General features: G+C 70.1%; 19 protein-coding genes and 1 pseudogene. 10 read left to right on the top strand and 10 right to left on the bottom strand.

All coding sequences use genetic code 11. The annotated features are described in order from the left end of the window. Positions 1-7: 7 nt before the first annotated feature. Positions 8-1,273 (bottom strand): MFS transporter, encoded by a 1,266-nt coding sequence (locus tag ATL45_RS22700; protein ID WP_093149675.1) that lies wholly within the window; start codon positions 1,271-1,273, stop codon positions 8-10. 130 nt (positions 1,274-1,403) lie between these two features. Here ATL45_RS22700 and ATL45_RS22695 point away from each other — a divergent pair, with 130 nt between their 5' ends. Continuing rightward, positions 1,404-2,417, top strand: coding sequence for an Lrp/AsnC family transcriptional regulator (locus ATL45_RS22695; protein WP_170210316.1), 1,014 nt, complete (start codon positions 1,404-1,406; stop codon positions 2,415-2,417). Positions 2,418-2,456: 39 nt separating this feature from the next. On the opposite strand, the gene ATL45_RS22690 is transcribed toward ATL45_RS22695, so the two are convergent. Continuing rightward, entirely contained in the window at positions 2,457-3,665 is a 1,209-nt protein-coding gene (locus ATL45_RS22690) for a PucR family transcriptional regulator (RefSeq protein WP_093149672.1), read from the bottom strand. A gap of 81 nt (positions 3,666-3,746) precedes the next feature. Continuing rightward, positions 3,747-3,851: pseudogene (locus tag ATL45_RS40250) on the bottom strand (acyl-CoA thioesterase II); the annotation flags it as partial. Positions 3,852-4,054: 203 nt separating this feature from the next. Here ATL45_RS40250 and ATL45_RS22685 point away from each other — a divergent pair. Continuing rightward, a complete protein-coding gene (locus tag ATL45_RS22685) occupies positions 4,055-4,774 on the top strand; it encodes a GntR family transcriptional regulator (RefSeq protein WP_093149667.1) in 720 nt (239 codons plus the stop codon). 96 nt (positions 4,775-4,870) lie between these two features. Then, entirely contained in the window at positions 4,871-5,017 is a 147-nt protein-coding gene (locus tag ATL45_RS39010; protein WP_170210315.1) for a hypothetical protein, read from the top strand. A 12-nt stretch (positions 5,018-5,029) separates the two neighbouring features. Here the strand turns inward: ATL45_RS39010 and ligD are convergent, their stop codons facing one another. Beyond that, complete coding sequence (gene ligD, locus ATL45_RS22680) at positions 5,030-6,025, bottom strand: non-homologous end-joining DNA ligase (RefSeq protein WP_093148298.1); 996 nt, start codon at positions 6,023-6,025, stop codon at positions 5,030-5,032. Between the two features lie 160 nt (positions 6,026-6,185). Here ligD and ATL45_RS22675 point away from each other — a divergent pair, with 160 nt between their 5' ends. The 4 genes from ATL45_RS22675 to ATL45_RS22660 all read left to right on the top strand — a co-directional run bounded on the left by ATL45_RS22675 (position 6,186) and on the right by ATL45_RS22660 (position 8,914). Then, positions 6,186-6,935, top strand: a complete 750-nt coding sequence (locus ATL45_RS22675; protein ID WP_093148296.1) for a DsbA family protein — start codon at positions 6,186-6,188, stop codon at positions 6,933-6,935. A 44-nt stretch (positions 6,936-6,979) separates the two neighbouring features. Then, positions 6,980-7,561 carry a vitamin K epoxide reductase family protein gene (locus ATL45_RS22670; protein WP_235863115.1) on the top strand — a complete coding sequence of 194 codons (582 nt, stop codon included), beginning with the start codon at positions 6,980-6,982 and terminating at the stop codon, positions 7,559-7,561. A gap of 97 nt (positions 7,562-7,658) precedes the next feature. Continuing rightward, complete coding sequence (locus ATL45_RS22665) at positions 7,659-8,102, top strand: ATP-binding protein (RefSeq protein ID WP_093148287.1); 444 nt, start codon at positions 7,659-7,661, stop codon at positions 8,100-8,102. After that, entirely contained in the window at positions 8,099-8,914 is an 816-nt protein-coding gene (locus tag ATL45_RS22660) for an RNA polymerase sigma factor SigF (RefSeq protein ID WP_093148283.1), read from the top strand. The genes ATL45_RS22665 and ATL45_RS22660 overlap by 4 nt, the downstream gene beginning before the upstream one ends. Positions 8,915-9,221: 307 nt before the next feature. Here the strand turns inward: ATL45_RS22660 and ATL45_RS22655 are convergent, their stop codons facing one another. Beyond that, positions 9,222-10,013 carry a M23 family metallopeptidase gene (locus ATL45_RS22655; RefSeq protein WP_093148279.1) on the bottom strand — a complete coding sequence of 264 codons (792 nt, stop codon included), beginning with the start codon at positions 10,011-10,013 and terminating at the stop codon, positions 9,222-9,224. 748 nt (positions 10,014-10,761) lie between these two features. Here ATL45_RS22655 and ATL45_RS22650 point away from each other — a divergent pair. Then, positions 10,762-11,667 (top strand): sulfite exporter TauE/SafE family protein, encoded by a 906-nt coding sequence (locus tag ATL45_RS22650; protein ID WP_093148275.1) that lies wholly within the window; start codon positions 10,762-10,764, stop codon positions 11,665-11,667. Between the two features lie 438 nt (positions 11,668-12,105). Next, positions 12,106-12,546 (top strand): GtrA family protein, encoded by a 441-nt coding sequence (locus ATL45_RS22645; RefSeq protein WP_093148271.1) that lies wholly within the window; start codon positions 12,106-12,108, stop codon positions 12,544-12,546. Positions 12,547-12,551: 5 nt separating this feature from the next. On the opposite strand, the gene ATL45_RS22640 is transcribed toward ATL45_RS22645, so the two are convergent. The 5 genes from ATL45_RS22640 to ATL45_RS22625 all read right to left on the bottom strand — a co-directional run bounded on the left by ATL45_RS22640 (position 12,552) and on the right by ATL45_RS22625 (position 15,127). Beyond that, positions 12,552-13,043 carry a hypothetical protein gene (locus ATL45_RS22640; RefSeq protein WP_143121572.1) on the bottom strand — a complete coding sequence of 164 codons (492 nt, stop codon included), beginning with the start codon at positions 13,041-13,043 and terminating at the stop codon, positions 12,552-12,554. Beyond that, positions 13,040-13,429 carry a type II toxin-antitoxin system death-on-curing family toxin gene (locus ATL45_RS22635; protein ID WP_093148264.1) on the bottom strand — a complete coding sequence of 130 codons (390 nt, stop codon included), beginning with the start codon at positions 13,427-13,429 and terminating at the stop codon, positions 13,040-13,042. The genes ATL45_RS22640 and ATL45_RS22635 overlap by 4 nt, the downstream gene beginning before the upstream one ends. After that, complete coding sequence (locus tag ATL45_RS22630; RefSeq protein WP_093148259.1) at positions 13,426-13,623, bottom strand: ribbon-helix-helix domain-containing protein; 198 nt, start codon at positions 13,621-13,623, stop codon at positions 13,426-13,428. The genes ATL45_RS22635 and ATL45_RS22630 overlap by 4 nt, the downstream gene beginning before the upstream one ends. Positions 13,624-13,732: 109 nt before the next feature. Continuing rightward, positions 13,733-13,927 carry a hypothetical protein gene (locus ATL45_RS38445; protein ID WP_143121571.1) on the bottom strand — a complete coding sequence of 65 codons (195 nt, stop codon included), beginning with the start codon at positions 13,925-13,927 and terminating at the stop codon, positions 13,733-13,735. Positions 13,928-13,948: 21 nt separating this feature from the next. Beyond that, on the bottom strand, positions 13,949-15,127 hold the full coding sequence (locus ATL45_RS22625) for an acyl-CoA dehydrogenase family protein (protein ID WP_093148255.1): 1,179 nt from the start codon (positions 15,125-15,127) through the stop codon (positions 13,949-13,951). Between the two features lie 101 nt (positions 15,128-15,228). Here ATL45_RS22625 and ATL45_RS22620 point away from each other — a divergent pair, with 101 nt between their 5' ends. Beyond that, on the top strand, positions 15,229-15,957 hold the full coding sequence (locus ATL45_RS22620) for a TetR/AcrR family transcriptional regulator (RefSeq protein ID WP_093148252.1): 729 nt from the start codon (positions 15,229-15,231) through the stop codon (positions 15,955-15,957). The last annotated feature ends 8 nt before the right edge of the window (positions 15,958-15,965 follow it).

Raw genomic sequence — 15,965 nt, 5'->3', positions numbered from 1 at the left:
CAGCGGATCAGCGCTTGAGCACCAACGTGCCCAGCAACGTGACGACGGCGGTGCCCGCGGCGATCCACGGCACGGCGGTCAGGCTCCCGAACGCCGCCAGCGCCTCCGCGATCAGCGGGAACGTGCCGCCGAACAGCGCCACCGCGAGCGTGAACGGCACCCCCATCGCCACCACCCGCACCTGGACCGGGAAGACCTCGCTGTACAGCACGTTCGCCACGGCGGTGGTCGGAGCGACACCGAGGACCAGGTAGCAGGTCGCCACCGCCCACACCGGGAGCCAGCCCTGGGCGAGCGCGGTCATCAGCGGCACCGTGCCCACGGCCAGCAGCAGCGCGCCGGTGCGGAACACCCGCATGCCGCCGAACAGGTCCGCCAGCAACCCCGAAACCGCCATCGCGGCGATCAGCGCGAGCAGGCTCGGGATCATCTCCAGGTTCGTCGCGGCGGAGTGCACGACCCCGGCCTTCGCGGCGTACTCCGGCAGGTACACCGTGCCGAAGTAGACGCCGACCGTGGTGCCGGTGGTCATGAGGAACACCGCGAGCATGTTCCGCGCGTGCGCGATCGTCTTCGGCCGCGGGCCCGCAGCCCGCTTGCTCGCCTCGAACTCCTCGCTCTCGGCCGCCCCGTTGCGCACCCAGAACGCGAGGATCCCGAACACTGCAGCCACGACGAAGCCGATCCGCCAACCGCCGTCGACGACGCCCTGCCTGCCCATCACCAGCAGCAGCCCACCGACCACCGCGAAGCACAGGACGTTGCCGATGAACGCACCGCAGTAGGACAAGGCGCTGTAGAGGAACCGGCGGTGCGGCGGTGCGGTCTCGGTGATGTAGGCGGCCACGCTGGGGTTCTCCCCGCCCATCGCGACGCCCTGCAGAGCGCGCAGCAGCACCAGCAGGACCGGGGCCGCGACCCCGATGGTCGCCGCCGTCGGCAGCACCGCGATCAACAGGCTGCCCAGGCAGATCGTGCCCATGCTGACGACGAGCGCGAACCTCCGGCCGCGCACGTCGGCGATGCGGCCGAGCAGATAGCTGCCCATCGGGCGGACCACGAAGCCCACCGCGAAGCCCGCGTACGCGGCCAGCAAGTCGGTCAGCCCGTCGTCCCCGGCGAACATCTGCGATGCGAAGAACGGCGCCAGCACCGCGTAGATCGTCCAGTCGAACGACTCGACGATGCCGCCGACCGCGCCCGCGACCAGCTCGCGACGCCCCGCCACCGAGACCGCTGTGCGCCCTGGCCGCACTGCCAGGGACCCGTCCACCTGCGCCAACACTCACCTCCGAGGTGTGCTCGTGCGCAGCAGACTGCGAGCCGGTGTCGTGCACCGAAAGGAACCTGCGCAACAATGCAGGAAAAAGCGTGAGGATCGGATTCCTATGCAGGAAAAGACGTTGGACGAGTTGGACCGCTCGATCCTGCACGCGCTGCAGATCTCACCTCGCGCGTCGTGGACGACCGTGGGCCGGGTTCTCGGCGTGGACGCGGTCACCGCGACCCGGCGCTGGGACCGGTTGCGCAGCACCGGCAGCGCCTGGACGACCTGCTACCCCGGGGTCCGCCTGATCGACGCCGGCTTCACCGCCTACGTCGAGATCGACGTGCAGTCCGGACGGATGATGGACGTGTCCCGGGCGCTGGCGGCCTACCCGCAGGTGGTGACCGTCGAGCACCTGGCAGGCGGCCGCGACGTGCTGGCCATGGTGCTCGTGCAGAACCTCGGCGCGCTGTCGGAGCTGGTCACCGAGCACATCGCCGCGCTGCCCGGAGTCGCCCGGACCCGCGCCGCGCTGGCCACCCGGGTCTTCTCCGAGGGTTCCCGGTGGCGGCTGCGCAGCCTCACCCCCGCTCAGCAGCGGCAGCTGACCCGCCCCGCCACCGACCAGTCGCGCGCCGAGGTCGACGAGTACGACCACCGGCTGATCACCGCGCTGTCCCGCGACGCCAGGGCTCCCGCGGTCGAGCTTGCCCGGCAAACCGGGCTGAGCGCACCGAACGTCCGCCGCCGCATCGCCGGACTCGTGCACCGCGGCGACGCCGTCCTGCGCTGCGAGATCGCCCGCGGCCTGACCGAGTGGCCGGTCGCGGCCACCCTCTGGGCCAGCGTGCCGCCCGGCGAGATCGACAAGGTCGCACAGGGCCTCCGCGCCCTGCCCGAGCTGCGGATGTGCTCATCGGTCACCGGCCCGCACAACCTGCTGTTCACGCTGTGGCTGAACTCGGTCGCCGACCTGGCCCGCCTGGAAACCCTGCTGGCAGAACGACTTCCCCAGCTCCACCTGGTGGACCGGGCGGTGACGCTGCGCATGGTGAAGCTGATGGGGCAACTGCTCGACGAGCGCGGTCATGCCACCGCCTGCGTCCCGATCGATCCGTGGTTACCTCCCCGATCGCCCGGCCAGGCGTGATGAGGCGCGCGGGGGTGGTCCAGGTGGTCGTGCGCGCGATCACTCGCGCAGGCCGTCGCGCAGGCGCAGCGCCGAGAGGGCCAGCGACAGCGAGACGTAGGCCGTGCGGCCGTGCAGGGGCTGGCCGATCAGCGACGTGATGCGGTGCAGGCGGTTCAGGACGGTGTTGCGGTGGCAGTGCAGGCGCACCGCCGCGTTCGCCGTCGAGCAGTTCTCCTCCAGCCACGCCGCCAGGGTCTCCAGCAGCATGTCCCGCTCCCGCACCGGCAGCTCCAGCACGGGGCCGAGCTGCGACTCCAGCAGGCGCTGGGCCAGGTCCGGCGACTGCACCAGCAGCGCCTCCGGGAACCGCTCCTCCAAGGTCACCAGCTCCGCCGCGCCGTAGGAGGACGTCCCGAGCGTGGTCATCGCGAGCTGGTGGGCCAGGCCCACTTCGGCCAGGCCGCGCACCGTCGGCGACACCGCCACCCGGCCGCGCGCCAGCGGGCGCAGCGCGTCCAGCACCAGGTCCTTGTTCCGCTGCTCCAGGGCCACCAGGCCGACCAGTGAGTCGGCGCGCACCTGCCACACCGACCGGACGTGCAGCGCGCTCAGCGCGTCCTGCTGCCCGCGCAGCGCGAACCCGCCGTCGTCGGCCATCTCCGCGACGATCACCAGGTAGGCGCCGCCGGTGGGCAGGTCGAGCTCCTTGGCGGTGCGCTGCGCGAAGGCGATGTCCCGGGCGCGACCGGCCAGCAGGTCCTCCACCAGGGCGTGCCTGCGCTGGTCGTCGCGGCGCACCCGCTCCAGCTCGGTGTTGCGGTAGGACGTGGACAGCGTCGAGGAGAGCCCGTCGATCACCGTCCAGACCGAGGTCGCCACCCCGAGCATCGCGTCGGGGTCCGCACCGTCGTGGTGCGCCTGGTCGACCAGCGCCTCCCACACGATCCGGCCGCCGAGCCGGAAGGTCCGCAGCATGACCTCCAGCGGCACGCCCTGCTCGGCGCGGCGGCGGCCGATCGCGGCGGCCACGCTGTCGCCGTCCGGGCCGGCCACCGAACCGCTGAGGATCTGCAGGATGCGCCCCAGGTACTGCCGGCAGCCCTCCCACAGGTCTTCCTTCGGGACCGGGCTGTAGTCGGTCCACTCGGGGTTGTCGGTGAAGATGGCGGCCATCAGCCGCTCGGTCAGGGCCGGCACGTCCTGGAGCCGGGCTCCGGCCAGCGCGTGCGTGACATCGGCGGCGTTCTCGGCAGGATCGACTACCACGCCTGAAACGATACCGGCCGCGGACCGCCTCCCACCGCCGCGCGACCCGCGGTGATCGGAACGGCCGATGACGTTGCCGCGTCCAAGTGCCCGGCCGCCCGTCGCCGGGCAGTTCTGGTCGTGGAGCAACCACTCATCGGCTCGGAGGTCTTCGTGGAACCACATCGCACGATCCAGACCGACCACCGCCACGGCGCGCCGGTCGCCCGCGGGCACCTGGCGCGGGGAGGCGCCACGTCCGTCCACTGTGGAGCGAATCCGGCGGGGCGGACGGGCAACGCCCGCGACCGGAACCGGCCGTCCGCGGCAGGTGGTATCAAGTTGCCCGTGACAGGCGACACCACCACCGGCACGCCGCGGGAGGCGTCCGAGCGGTGATCAACGCGGCGATGCGCGCACAGTCCCCGCGGCTGCCCGACGAACTGGCCGGCCGGCTGCGCGAGTGGATCATGACCGGTCGGCTCCGGGCCGGCGATCACCTGCACCTGGAACGGCTCGCCGAGCACCTCGGTGTCAGCGTCACCCCGGTGCGCGAGGCGCTGTTGGCGTTGCGCGGCGAGGGATTCGTGGACCTGGAGCCCCGGCGCGGGTTCACGGTGGTGCCGCTGAGCCCCCACGACTTCGCCGACGCCCACCGGGTGCAGGCGAGCATCGCGGGCGAGCTGGCCGCCCGCGCCGCACCGCGGATCACCGCCGAACCGCTCGCCGAGCTCGACGCGCTGCTGGACGAGATGCGACTGGCGGCGCAGTTCGTGCTGGCCGACATGGGCGATGTGGTGACCCGCTTCCACGCGGTGCTGTGGCGGATCGCGGATTCGCCGAAGCTGTCGTGGTTCCTGGGCATCGCGACGCGCTACGCCCCGCAGCACGTCGCCGCGGCGGTGCCCGGCTGGCGCGAGATGGCGGTCACCGATCACCAGGCCCTGCTGCTCGCGCTGCAGCAGCACGACCCGGTCGCCGCGCGCTCCGCGATGCACGAGCACGTGACCCGCACCGGAGAGTCACTGATCCATCACCTGCAGCAACTGGGACTCTGGTCGCACACCCCGGAAACCGGCCCCCACCAGGGAGTTCCGCATCACACCGGGAACAATGACCCTGGCGGCTAACGTTGTCGCCCCTGGTGGCGACACCAAGGTGGGACGTCGTTCGAGGCGTCACCGCACTCCGCCCATCCCTACGCGAGAAATTCGGGAGCCCACGCCATGCAGAGCAACAGCCGCACCGTTGTGTCGGTTGTCGGAACCGTGATGATGGTCGTCACGACCGTCCTGCTCGCCACGTGGAGCCCCAGCAGTCCTGCCGAGACCCAGCTCCCGGTGCAGCCGGCCGCCGCCGAGATCGGCCGCTGAGGCTTCGCGGCGTCAGGATTCGCGGATCACGTCCTCGGGGCGTTTGTCGTTGCGCAGTCCGGAGAACCTCGGGTGCCGGAGCCTGCCGTCCTCGGTCCACTCGGTGAACCCGACCTGCGCGACGAGCTCCGGCGACACCCAGTGCGCGCCCGGCTCGGGCACCTCGTCGGCGAAGGGCGAGGTGTCCCGGGCCAGGCCGTCCAGCTCGGCCCGCAAGTCCCGCAGCGTCCGCTCGTCGTAACCGGTGCCGACCTTCCCCGCGTAGCGCAACCGCCCTTCCCGGTAGTAGCCGACCAGCAGGGCGCCGAAGCCGGCCCGGGAGCCCTTCGGGTCGGTGAACCCCCCGATGACGAACTCCTGATCGGTCACGCACTTGAACTTCAGCCAGTCGCGGCTGCGGCCGCCGCGGTAGGGCCGGTCCGCGCGCTTGGCGATCAGCCCTTCCCACCCGCGTCGGCACGCCTCGCGGAAGAACTCCTCGCCGTTGCCGACCCGGTGCGCGCTGAACCGCAGCGGATCGGTGAACTCGAAGCACTCGCGCAACAACCGCTTCCGGGTGCGCAGCGGCAGCCCGGTCAGGTCCACGCCGCCGAAGGCGATCAGGTCGAACACGTAGTAGAAGACCGCCACCCCGGTGCGCCGCGCGGCGGCCGGGTCGGTGAGGTGGATCCGCTTCTGCAGCCGGGCGAAGCTGGTCCGGTCGCCCTCGAAGGCGACCATCTCGCCGTCGATCACGAACCGGTCGGCGCCCTGCGCGACCAGCGCGTCCACGACCTCCGGGTAGGCCGCGTCGACCCGCTTGCGGTTGCGCGACCACAGCACCGGCCGGTCGCCGTCGCACCCGGCGATCACCCGGACCCCGTCGAGCTTGCGCTCGAAGAGCCAGTCCGGGCCGGAGAACCGGTGGCCGGTCAGGGTGGCCAGCACCGGCTCGTGCCAGGTGCCACCCCGCCAGCGCCGGAGCTCGGCCTGCTCGGATTCGTCGACCAAGCGCAGCGGATCGCTCATCCGACCATGCCAACTCGCTTCGCCGCGCACGGCAAACCGACCCGAAGCTGAGAACCGCCTGTGAGCCGCCTGTGAGTTCCACCCCGAACAGGTTCACGAACGAGTGAATGCGAGAAACTGGACGTACCCCCTGGACCTGGCCGTTAGGTGAAAGCACGCGATGTCGAAGAACAAGAATCCGCTGACCAAGGGAAGCGGGCTGTCCACCAACGTCATCCTCACCGCGATCGTCGCCGTCGTCGCCGTCGCGGTGATCGGCGGCGTGCTGTGGTTCAACCGCGACGGCGGCAGCGCTCCCGAGGAGCCCGCCGGCCCGCCGGTGGCGGCCGAGCTGCTGCGCAAGCCCGACAGCAACCTGCTCGTCGAGTCGCCGGAGAGCAAGGTGACCGTGGTCGAGTTCCTCGACTACCAGTGCCCCGCCTGCTGGGGCTACTACACGAACATGACCAAGCAGGTCGAGGCCGACTACGAAGGCAAGATCAACTTCGTGGTGCGGAACTTCCCGCTGGACATGCACCCGCTGGCCCGGCCGGCCGCGCAGGCCGCCGAGGCCGCCGCGCTGCAGGGCAAGTTCAAGGAGATGTACCACGCCATCTACGACAACTACGAGGCGTGGGGAAGCACCCCGGACGGCCAGGTCAGCAGTGACGTGGCCAAGGCCAAGGGGCTGTTCGAGCAGTACGCCCAGCAGGCCGGCCTGGACCTGGAGAAGTTCCGCGCGGACGTGAACTCCCCGCAGGTCAACGCCAAGATCGACGCCGACTCCGCGGACGGCAAGCAGGCCGGTGTCGAGGGCACGCCGACGATCTTCATCAACGGCAGGCAGTTCAAGCCCGGCGACGACGTGCAGTCCTGGGAGCAGCTCAACCAGGCCTTCCGCAGCAAGCTGGACGCGGAGCTGGCCAAGTGAGCGCCGCCCACGCCGTCGAGCGGGACGCGACCGAAGCCCCGGACGTGGCCCCGCAGCCCCGAGGCCTGGGCTGGCTCTACGTCGTGGGCGGGCTCATCGGGCTGGCCGGCTCCTTCGCGCTGATCGTCGAGAAGCTCGCGAAGCTGGCCAACCCCGGCTACGTGCCGACCTGCAGCATCAGCCCGATCATCTCCTGCGGTTCGGTGATGGACAGCGCCCAGGCCGCGGTGCTGGGCTTCCCGAACCCGCTGATCGGGGTGGCCGCGTTCCCGGTGGTGGTCACCACCGGCGTCGCGGTGCTGGCGGGTTTCCGCCCGCCGCGCTGGTTCTGGCTGGGCATGCAGGTCGGCACCACCCTGGCGGTGGGTTTCATCCACTGGCTGGTGGTGCAGAGCCTCTACGAGATCGGCGCGCTGTGCCCGTACTGCATGGTCGTGTGGGTCGTGACCATCCCGCTGTTCTGGTACACGACGCTGCACAACCTGACCGCGGGCAACTTCGGCGGCGGCCGTTCCACCGGCGTGGCGCTGGCCCGGTTCCACAGCTTGCTCCTCGTCGTGTGGTATCTGGTGATCGTGGTCCTGGTGCTGCTGCGCTTCTGGGACTACTGGAGCAGCCTGCTGTAGCCGTCGAGCGCCCGTTTGTTCGGTGCGGGGCTCGGGTACCAGGTGACTGCGAGTGATGATTGGTCGCGCCAGACCGACCGAGACGAGGTGGCCCGGGATGAGCGTGGAACGCGAGGTCGCGAGGGGAGAGCCGATGACCTCCGCGGCGAACGTGGTTGAGGTCCGCATCGCGGCCGAGCCCGCCCAGCTGGCGGTGATGCGCGCGGTGGTCGGCGACCTCGCGATGCGCGCGGACTACGACATCGACTCGATCGCCGACCTGCGACTGGCCGTGGACGAGGCCTGCTCCTCGCTGATCCGGCTGGCGGCCCCGGCATCGACGCTGGTGTGCCGGTTCCGCAGCTTCGGCGATGCGCTGTCGGTCATCGCCGAGGTTCCCAGCGACGACGCCTTCGGACCGCGCAAGGATACGTTCAGCTGGCGCGTGCTCAGCGCTCTTGCGGACGTTGTGTCAACCTCGGTCGAGTCGGATCCCGCTGCCGCTGACGGCAGCCACCTGGTGCGGATCGAGTTGACCAAGGGACGGACGGCACACGTGTGAGACGAGCGGACTCCAAGCCAACGGCACATTCGCGCAACGAGCGCTACGACCGGCTGGCGCCGCTCTTCGGCGAGCTCGCGAAGCTGAGCAAGCAGGATCCCCGCCACTCAGCACTCCGCGACAAGCTGGTCACCGAGCACCTGCCCGTTGCCGAGCACATCGCCCGCCGGTTCAGCCACCGCGGCGAATCGCAGGAGGACCTGACCCAGGTGGCCACCCTGGGCCTGATCAACGCGGTGGACCGCTTCGATCCGGCCCGCGGCGTGGACTTCCTGTCCTACGCGGTGCCGACGATCATGGGAGAGGTGCGGCGGCACTTCCGCGACACCGGCTGGGCGGTGCGGATGCCCCGCCGCCTGCAGGAACTGCACCTGTCGGTGTCGGCTGCGATCGCCCGCCTGTCCCAGGAGCTGGGGCGCGCCCCGGTGCCCAGCGAGCTCGCCGAGCACCTGGGCATCAGCACCGACGACGTGTACCGCGGGCTGGAGGCGGGCAACGCCTACCGCAGCGCGTCGCTGGACGAGCTGCTCACCGACACCGACGAGATCCCGCTGGGCGATGCGATCGGGTCCGACGACGCCGAGCTGGCCGAGGTGGAGAACCGCGAGATGGTGCGCCCGCTGCTGCAGGAGCTGCCGGAGCGGGAACGACGGATCCTGGTGATGCGCTTCTTCCGCGGCATGACCCAGACCCAGATCGCCGAGCAGATCGGCATCTCCCAGATGCACGTCTCCCGGCTGCTCTCCCGCACCCTCAGCTGGCTCCGCCAACGCATCGAGGAAGAGCGACCAGCCCGCACCGGCGCGGACTAGCAGTCTCCACCCGCGGTGCGCGCGGCGGTGTGCGGGCAGCCGCCCCCTTGACGAGAGTTGCCACGCCCGCCTGAACTACGGGCACCCGACCTGAAGGGCACCGGCCTGAACACATGGCCAGCACTTGTGCCAACCGGAGCCCTGCCCAACCGCACCTCAGGGGACCGTGACGCAACCCAGCCACAAGAAACCGCACAACGCGAGATCAACCCGGAACGCAACCACCACTGAAAATCGCGGAGAGGCGGGGGAGCCGCCCGGGACCCGTCGGGGGATTCGGGTCCCGGGCGGCTGCTCGGGGAGGTGCTCACTGCACCTCGATGCCGCGGGCGCTCAGCCACGGCAGGGGGTTGATCTTGCTTCCGCCCACGTGCACCTCGAAGTGCAGGTGCGGGCCGGTGGACTGGCCGCGGTTGCCCATCGTGGCGATCTGCTCGCCCGCGCCGACCTGCTCGCCCTCGCTGACGTCGATGGTGTTGATGTGGCCGTAGACGGTGATGGTGCCGTCCTTGTGCTGCAGCCGGATCCACTGGCCGAAGCCGCTGGCCGGGCCTGCTTCGACCACGGTGCCCGCGGCCACCGCGCGGATCGGCGTGCCGATGCTGTTGGCGATGTCGATCCCGTTGTGGTTGGTGCCCCAGCGGGCGCCGAAGCCGGAGGTGAAGGTGCCCTCCGCGGGTTTGACGAAGCCGCTGGCGGCCTTGCGGGCCGCTTCCTCCGCGGCGCGCTCGGCCTCGGCCGCGGCGCGCTCGGCTTCCTGCCTGGCCCGCTCGGCTTCCGCGCGGGCCTGCTCGATGGCCTCGGCCTTGTCGATCTGGCCCGATTCCTCGACCGAGTCGGTCGCGGTCTCCTGGGCGAGCAGCTGGACCGTGGCCGGGCTGGACGACGTTCCGGTGAGCGCCAGGCTCAGCTTCTTGCTCGCGGCGAGCGGGTGCACCGCTGCGCTGCGCTCGGGGACCTCGGTCTGCTCGCCGGCCGTGGCCAGCGGCTGGCCGACCGCGGCGAAGGCGCCGCCGGCCACCACTGCGGCGACGACCTTGTTCCGTAGCGGGAGGGCGGCCTTCGGGGGATGGCCGCCCTCCTTGCGGTGCTTGCCCATCTTCACCTTCCGTCTCGGGGAGATCCGGCCACTTCCCGCTCGGGGGAGCGCGGGGAACACCTCGTCGGGGGTCGAGATGTTGCCGTGACCGAACCGTGACGTACGAGCGGAGAAAGTAGCTGAGGGTTATCAACAGGCGCAAGCATTAGCCCGTTCACCTGAACATCAAGCCACGGACGCCATGCACGCGATCACTCTCAGTACTCAGCGAAGATGACCATCGGATAACGGCATCGGCCGCCGACCAGCACCCGAACCGCGCGATCCGGGCCGCGATCAACACGCCGCGAGGACGATCAGCGGCACGCGCGTTTTCGCAGGTCCACATCCCGATCGCGAGTGCGGCCGCGGCGAACCCGCTACCGGGAAAGGGTTTCCCCGAGTCCACAGAGGACAATGCTCGCGCACGGCGGCAGCGCGGCGCGGACGACCGCCGGGCGGAGATCGTCTACCGCCAGAAGTGGCCTTGCGCACAGGTCCGGCGACCCCGGCAAACCGGCCTCCCGCACTCTGAGAGGCGGTGCCACTCGATCGCGGGATCTGCTTCACTGTCCGGCATGACGCCTGGTGATCAGTGGCGGCTGCTCGTGCAGCGCCTCCACGTCGACCTCCGCCGCGTCACCTCCGCAGGGTGTCGGTGCGCGCGGTAGCCCCGCCCGCACTCCACAACTCCCCCGTTCCGGCTGCGCATCGCAGCGCGCGCCCACGCGCGCCGGTTTCGGCTCCCCTTCGCACCCACGGAGACATCGTGCAAGCGTTCCTGATCTTCGCGATCGGTGGTTTCATCGCGCAGCTGGTGGACGGCTCACTGGGCATGGCCTACGGCGTCACGTCCACCACCATCCTGCTCGCCGCCGGGATGAGCCCGGCCCTGGCCTCCGCCTCGGTGCACCTCGCCGAGCTGGGCACCTCGCTGGCCTCCGGCCTGTCGCACTGGAAGTTCGGCAACGTCGACTGGCGCGTCGTGCTCACCCTCGGCGTGCCGGGCGCGATCGGCGCGTTCCTCGGCGCCACCGCGCTGAGCAACATCTCCACCGAGGCCGCCGAGCCGTGGATGTCGACGATCCTGCTCGCGCTCGGCCTCTACGTGCTGGCCCGGTTCGCCTTCCGCCCGCTGCGCCGCCGCCAGCTCACCGGCGTCAGCTCCAAGCTGCTCGCCCCGCTCGGCCTGGTCGCCGGGTTCGTGGACGCCACCGGCGGTGGCGGCTGGGGCCCGGTGGCGACCCCGACGCTGCTGAGCACCGGCCGGGTCGAACCGCGCAAGGTCATCGGTTCGGTGGACACCAGCGAATTCCTGATCGCGGCCGCGGCCAGCCTCGGCTTCCTGCTCTCCCTGGCGCACCAGAACCTCTCCTGGCCGACCGTGGGCGCGCTGCTGCTGGGCGGCGTGATCGCCGCGCCGCTGGCGGCCTACCTGGTGCGCATCGTGCCGATGCGGCTGATCGGCGTCGGTGCCGGCGGGCTGATCGTGCTCACCAACGCGCGCACGCTGATCAAGGACTTCGACCTGCCCGGCCCGTCGCACACGATCATCTACTCGGTGATCGTGGTGGCCTGGGTCGCCGCCATCGCCTACACCGTCCGGGTGATCCGCGCGGAGCGCCACCAGCCGGAGACCGACCCCGCCGACGCCGCGGAGGCGGTGCGCAGCTGAACAGTCCCCGGGATGGCGGCTTCACACGGAGCCGCCATCCCATCGAGAATTCACCACAACCATCGATGCGAAAGCACGACGCTGACTCAGAGCGAATGTTTACCCACGTGCCGTATCGCTGAGATCAACCGAACGAGTTACTGTTCGGTAGACCGTGTGGAAGCCCCCCGACACACGGTAGGTGCCCCGGGTGGGGAGTTTTCGCACTCCGCGCCCGGGGCACCGCTCCCCGTACCACGGCCTTTGAACGCGACCGCAAACGTTTCGCGATCAAGTGTGCACCGGCCCGTTGGTATATTCCAAGCCGCCACGCGGCCCAATCCTCGCAACCTCTTCAGCGCATCGGATCCGCGGCATCTGAGCTCGCACGATGCGGCCGGATCCGCACCGGCCACCGCTGGGTATCGTGCGGCCGAACGCGGATCCCACGGAGGCGAGATGGCACCGCAGGTCACCGGCGCGAAGCGGTACTGGCACCTGCTCAGCCGGTTCGCCGCCGCATCGGTGGTGGCCACCGCGATCAGCCAGCTGGTCTTCCTGCTCGTCTACGCCCTCGGCGCGGCCCCGGTCGCGGCGACGATCACGGCGTGGCTGGCGGGTGCGATCCCGAACTTCACGCTCAACCGGCGCACCTGGGGCAGCACCGGCCGCGCGGGCCTGCGCGGCGAGATCCTGCGCTACGCGATCATCTCGGTCACCACCGCCCTGCTGGCCGCGCTGGCCACGCACAACGCCGAAACCCTCGCGCAGACCTCGTTCCCGGACACCCGCAGCGCGCAGGTCGCAGTGGTCTGGGGAGCGTTCCTGGGCACCTACGCGGTGATGTTCGTGATCAAGTTCTTCCTGGTCGACCGCCTGGTCTTCCGCCGGAATCGCTGACGCGGTCAGCGACGACGCTGCTCGGGCTGGTGTCCGAGCCGGCGCGAGTGCGCGTGCGTGGCCTGCACCCATCGCGTGACGGACGGACGTGTGACCAGCACCAGCATCGCGATCACGACGGCCGCCAACCCGACCCACACCAGCATGGTGGTGAGATCGGGTCCGTCGCCGCGCCCGCGGATCGAGCGGAACACGCCGAACCCGGTGACGGCCACCGTGACTCCCCCGGCCAGGGCCATCGTCCCGGTGTGCGGGAACCGCTGGTGCAGCAGCCGAACGACGCCCAGCACGTGCATGACGCCGACCAACCCGACGATGCCCGCGAGCAGCACGACGGCGATCTCCCCACCCCCGCTGGCCCCGGCGAGCCCAACGACCAGGGTGTAGACAGCAACCCCGAGCACGACAACGGCAACTATCCCGCCCAGCACCGCAGCGGCCACAACAGCTCCCGGTCGTGGCGAAACGCTCCTGGCCCACTGGTCGTGATGCGTCATTTCAGCTCGTTAACCCAGAAGCGCAGGCTTTCCGCGAGCTGACCGACTTCGTGCTCACCAGAGGCGACTTCCCGAACGAATGCGTCCGCCTTGCGTGCATCAGCTGCACGGAGGTCGCGGCTGTTGTAAGCGTAGAAGAGCCTCGTCGCGAGCCAAGCCAGTCGCTTGTTCCCGTCCAGCAACGGTTGATCACGCGCCAGGGAATGCATCAGCGATGCCGCCTTCTCGTCGAGTGCCGGGTACGCATCGACACCGAAGACGGTGGAACGCGGACGATGCAGCGCGGACTCCAGCGCACCCCAATCACGAACGATCGATTTGGGTTCCTGACGTAGTCCTTCGGAGATCAAGTAGAGGAGATCGTCCAGCTCCAGGTAGTGCGTCACCGGGACAGCAGCTCCAAGAGCTCAGCGTCCTCCTCCAGGAACCGGCGGACCTGGTCCGCTCGAAATTCCTCTTGCCTGGCGAAGTACTCGCGCAACGCCGTCACCGCGATCTCGTGCATGGAACGGCCTTCGCGCTCGGAGACTTCACGGAGCTTGGCGTTGTCCTCGTCGGTGAGTCGCAGTGTCATGGCCATGCGTCGATGATACCGCTCGATACCACGAGCTACCACGGTCCCGAGCCGCCGAACACGAGAAACGGCCCCCGGGAGTTCCGGGGGCCGTCGGAGTTGCGGGATCGCCGGGTCAGTTCTTCTTGTCGCCCTTGCCGCCGAAGAACTTGTCCTTGACCTGGTCGATCTTCTCCTTGTTCTTCGGGTCGGTGGCGTACTTCTTGGCCTGGTCGATCACCTTCTTGCCCTGCGGGCTGCTGGCGAACTCGGTGACCTTCTTGAACAGCGACATCGTTGCTCCCACCACGTCGGTGTCACGGTTTGCCACCAGGGTACCCACGCAGCGGGCTCAACCGAGCACTCCGCGCACCGAGACGTGCCCCTTCAGCAGGTTGCGCGCCAGCGTCCGGCGCTGGATCTCGTCGGTGCCCTCGAAGATCCGCAGCAACCGCAGGTCGCGGTACCAGCGCTCGATCGGCAGCTCCTTGGTGTAGCCCATGCCGCCGTGGATCTGCAGCACCCGGTCGACGATCTCGTTGGCGCGGGTGGCGCCGTAGAGCTTGGCGATCGACTGCGCGTGCCGGGAGTCCATGCCCTGGTCGATCTGCCACGCCGCCTGCAGCACCAGCCAGCGCAGCGCCTCGATCTCCACCGCCGAGTCCGCCACCATCCACTGGATGGCCTGGCGATCGGCGATCGGCCTGCCGAAGGTCTCGCGCTGCTTGGCGTACTCCATGCCCATCTCGACCAGCCGTTCGCAGGCGCCGAGCGCCCGCGCGGGCAGCATGTAGCGCCCGCGGCCGATCCACTGCATGGCGAGCTTGAAGCCGTGCCCGACCTCGCCGAGGACGTTGCCCTCCGGCACCCGCACGTCCTCGAAGACCAGCGCGGCCGGCTGGCGCTCCCACGGGCCCATGATGTCGATCGGCTCGGACTTCCAGCCCATGTCGCGGTCGGCCAGGAAGCAGGTGACGCCGCCGTTGGCGCCCTTCTCCTTGTCGGTGACCGCGAAGACCATCACGAAGTCGGCGTCGATGCCACCGGTGATGAACGTCTTCTCGCCGTTGATCACCCACTCGTCGCCGTCCTTGACCGCCGTGGTGCGCAGGTCCTTGGCGTCCGAACCGGCCCCCGGCTCGGTGATCGCGAAGCAGGACTTGCGGGTGCCCTCGATGGTCGGCAGCAGGTAGCGCCGCTGCTGCTCGGAGTTGGCGTGGAAGAGGATGTTGTCGGCGGAGCCGCCGAAGCGGAACGGCACGTAGGTGCGGCCGAGCTCGATCTCGATCAGCGCGGACAGCACCGCCGACAGGCCCATGCCGCCGTACTCCTCAGGCGTCTGCACGCCCCAGAACCCGGCCTCCCGCGCCTTCAGCTGCAGATCCCGCTGCTCGTCCTTGGTCAGCCCGCGCTCCCCGGCCCGCTCCCGGCGCAGCACCTCCGGTTCCAGCGGCACCAGCTCGCGCTGGACGAAGTTGCGCACCCAGTCCCTGATGTCGCGCTCGGTGTCGGTGAGCGAGAAGTCGACCATCGCCGGATCCCTTCCTGCGGCCATCTAACTAACATCGTTAGTTTTGTGGCAGCCTAAGACGGTCCCGGCGAGCGCCGCAAGGGATCCGACGAGGAGAAGACGTGCCCCGACCGACCACTCCCCGGCTGTCGCCGGACCGCATCCGCCGCGTCGGCCTGGAGATCATCGACGCCGACGGCCTGGAGGCGCTGTCCATGCGCCGCCTCGCCGAACGCCTGGGAGTGCGCGCGGCCTCGCTGTACAACCACGTCTCGACCAAGGAAGACCTGCTGCACGAGATCGCCGACGACGTGATGGCCGCGGTGGACGTCACCGGCTTCGAGCAGGACTGGACGACCGGGCTGCGCGGCTGGGCCCGCTCCTACCGCGCGGCCCTGGTCGCGCACCCCAACCTGGTGCCGTTCCTGGCCTACGGCCCGGCCCGCCGCGAGAACGCCCTGCGCCGGGCCGACGCGGTGCACGGCGGGCTGACCCGCGCGGGCTGGCCGCAGCGCTACGCCACCATGATCGGCGCGTCGACGAAGTACCTGGTGGTGGGCTCGGCGATGGGTTCGTTCAGCGGCGGCTTCCCGGACGACGCGGAGCTCTACGGCGACCGCTTCCCGCACCTGAACAAGGCCCACCTGCTCCGCGAGCACGCGGCGGAGATCGACGCGGCCAGCTTCGAGCTCGCCCTCGAAGCCCTGATCGACGGCCTGACGAAGCAGTACCGCGAGCTCAGCGGGACCGAGAGGATGCGTCGCGACTCCGGGGAGCTGCTAGCCGACCCGGCCGATGCTGCAGAAGTAAACGCCACCCGCGAGGACATGGACGCGGGCGACGCTTGGTGATCGAGCCG

This window comes from Saccharopolyspora antimicrobica (assembly GCF_003635025.1).
Lineage (GTDB): Bacteria > Actinomycetota > Actinomycetes > Mycobacteriales > Pseudonocardiaceae > Saccharopolyspora > Saccharopolyspora antimicrobica.
The sequence above is the reverse complement of the archived record's forward strand: the minus strand, read 5'-3'. Positions and strand labels throughout refer to the sequence as shown.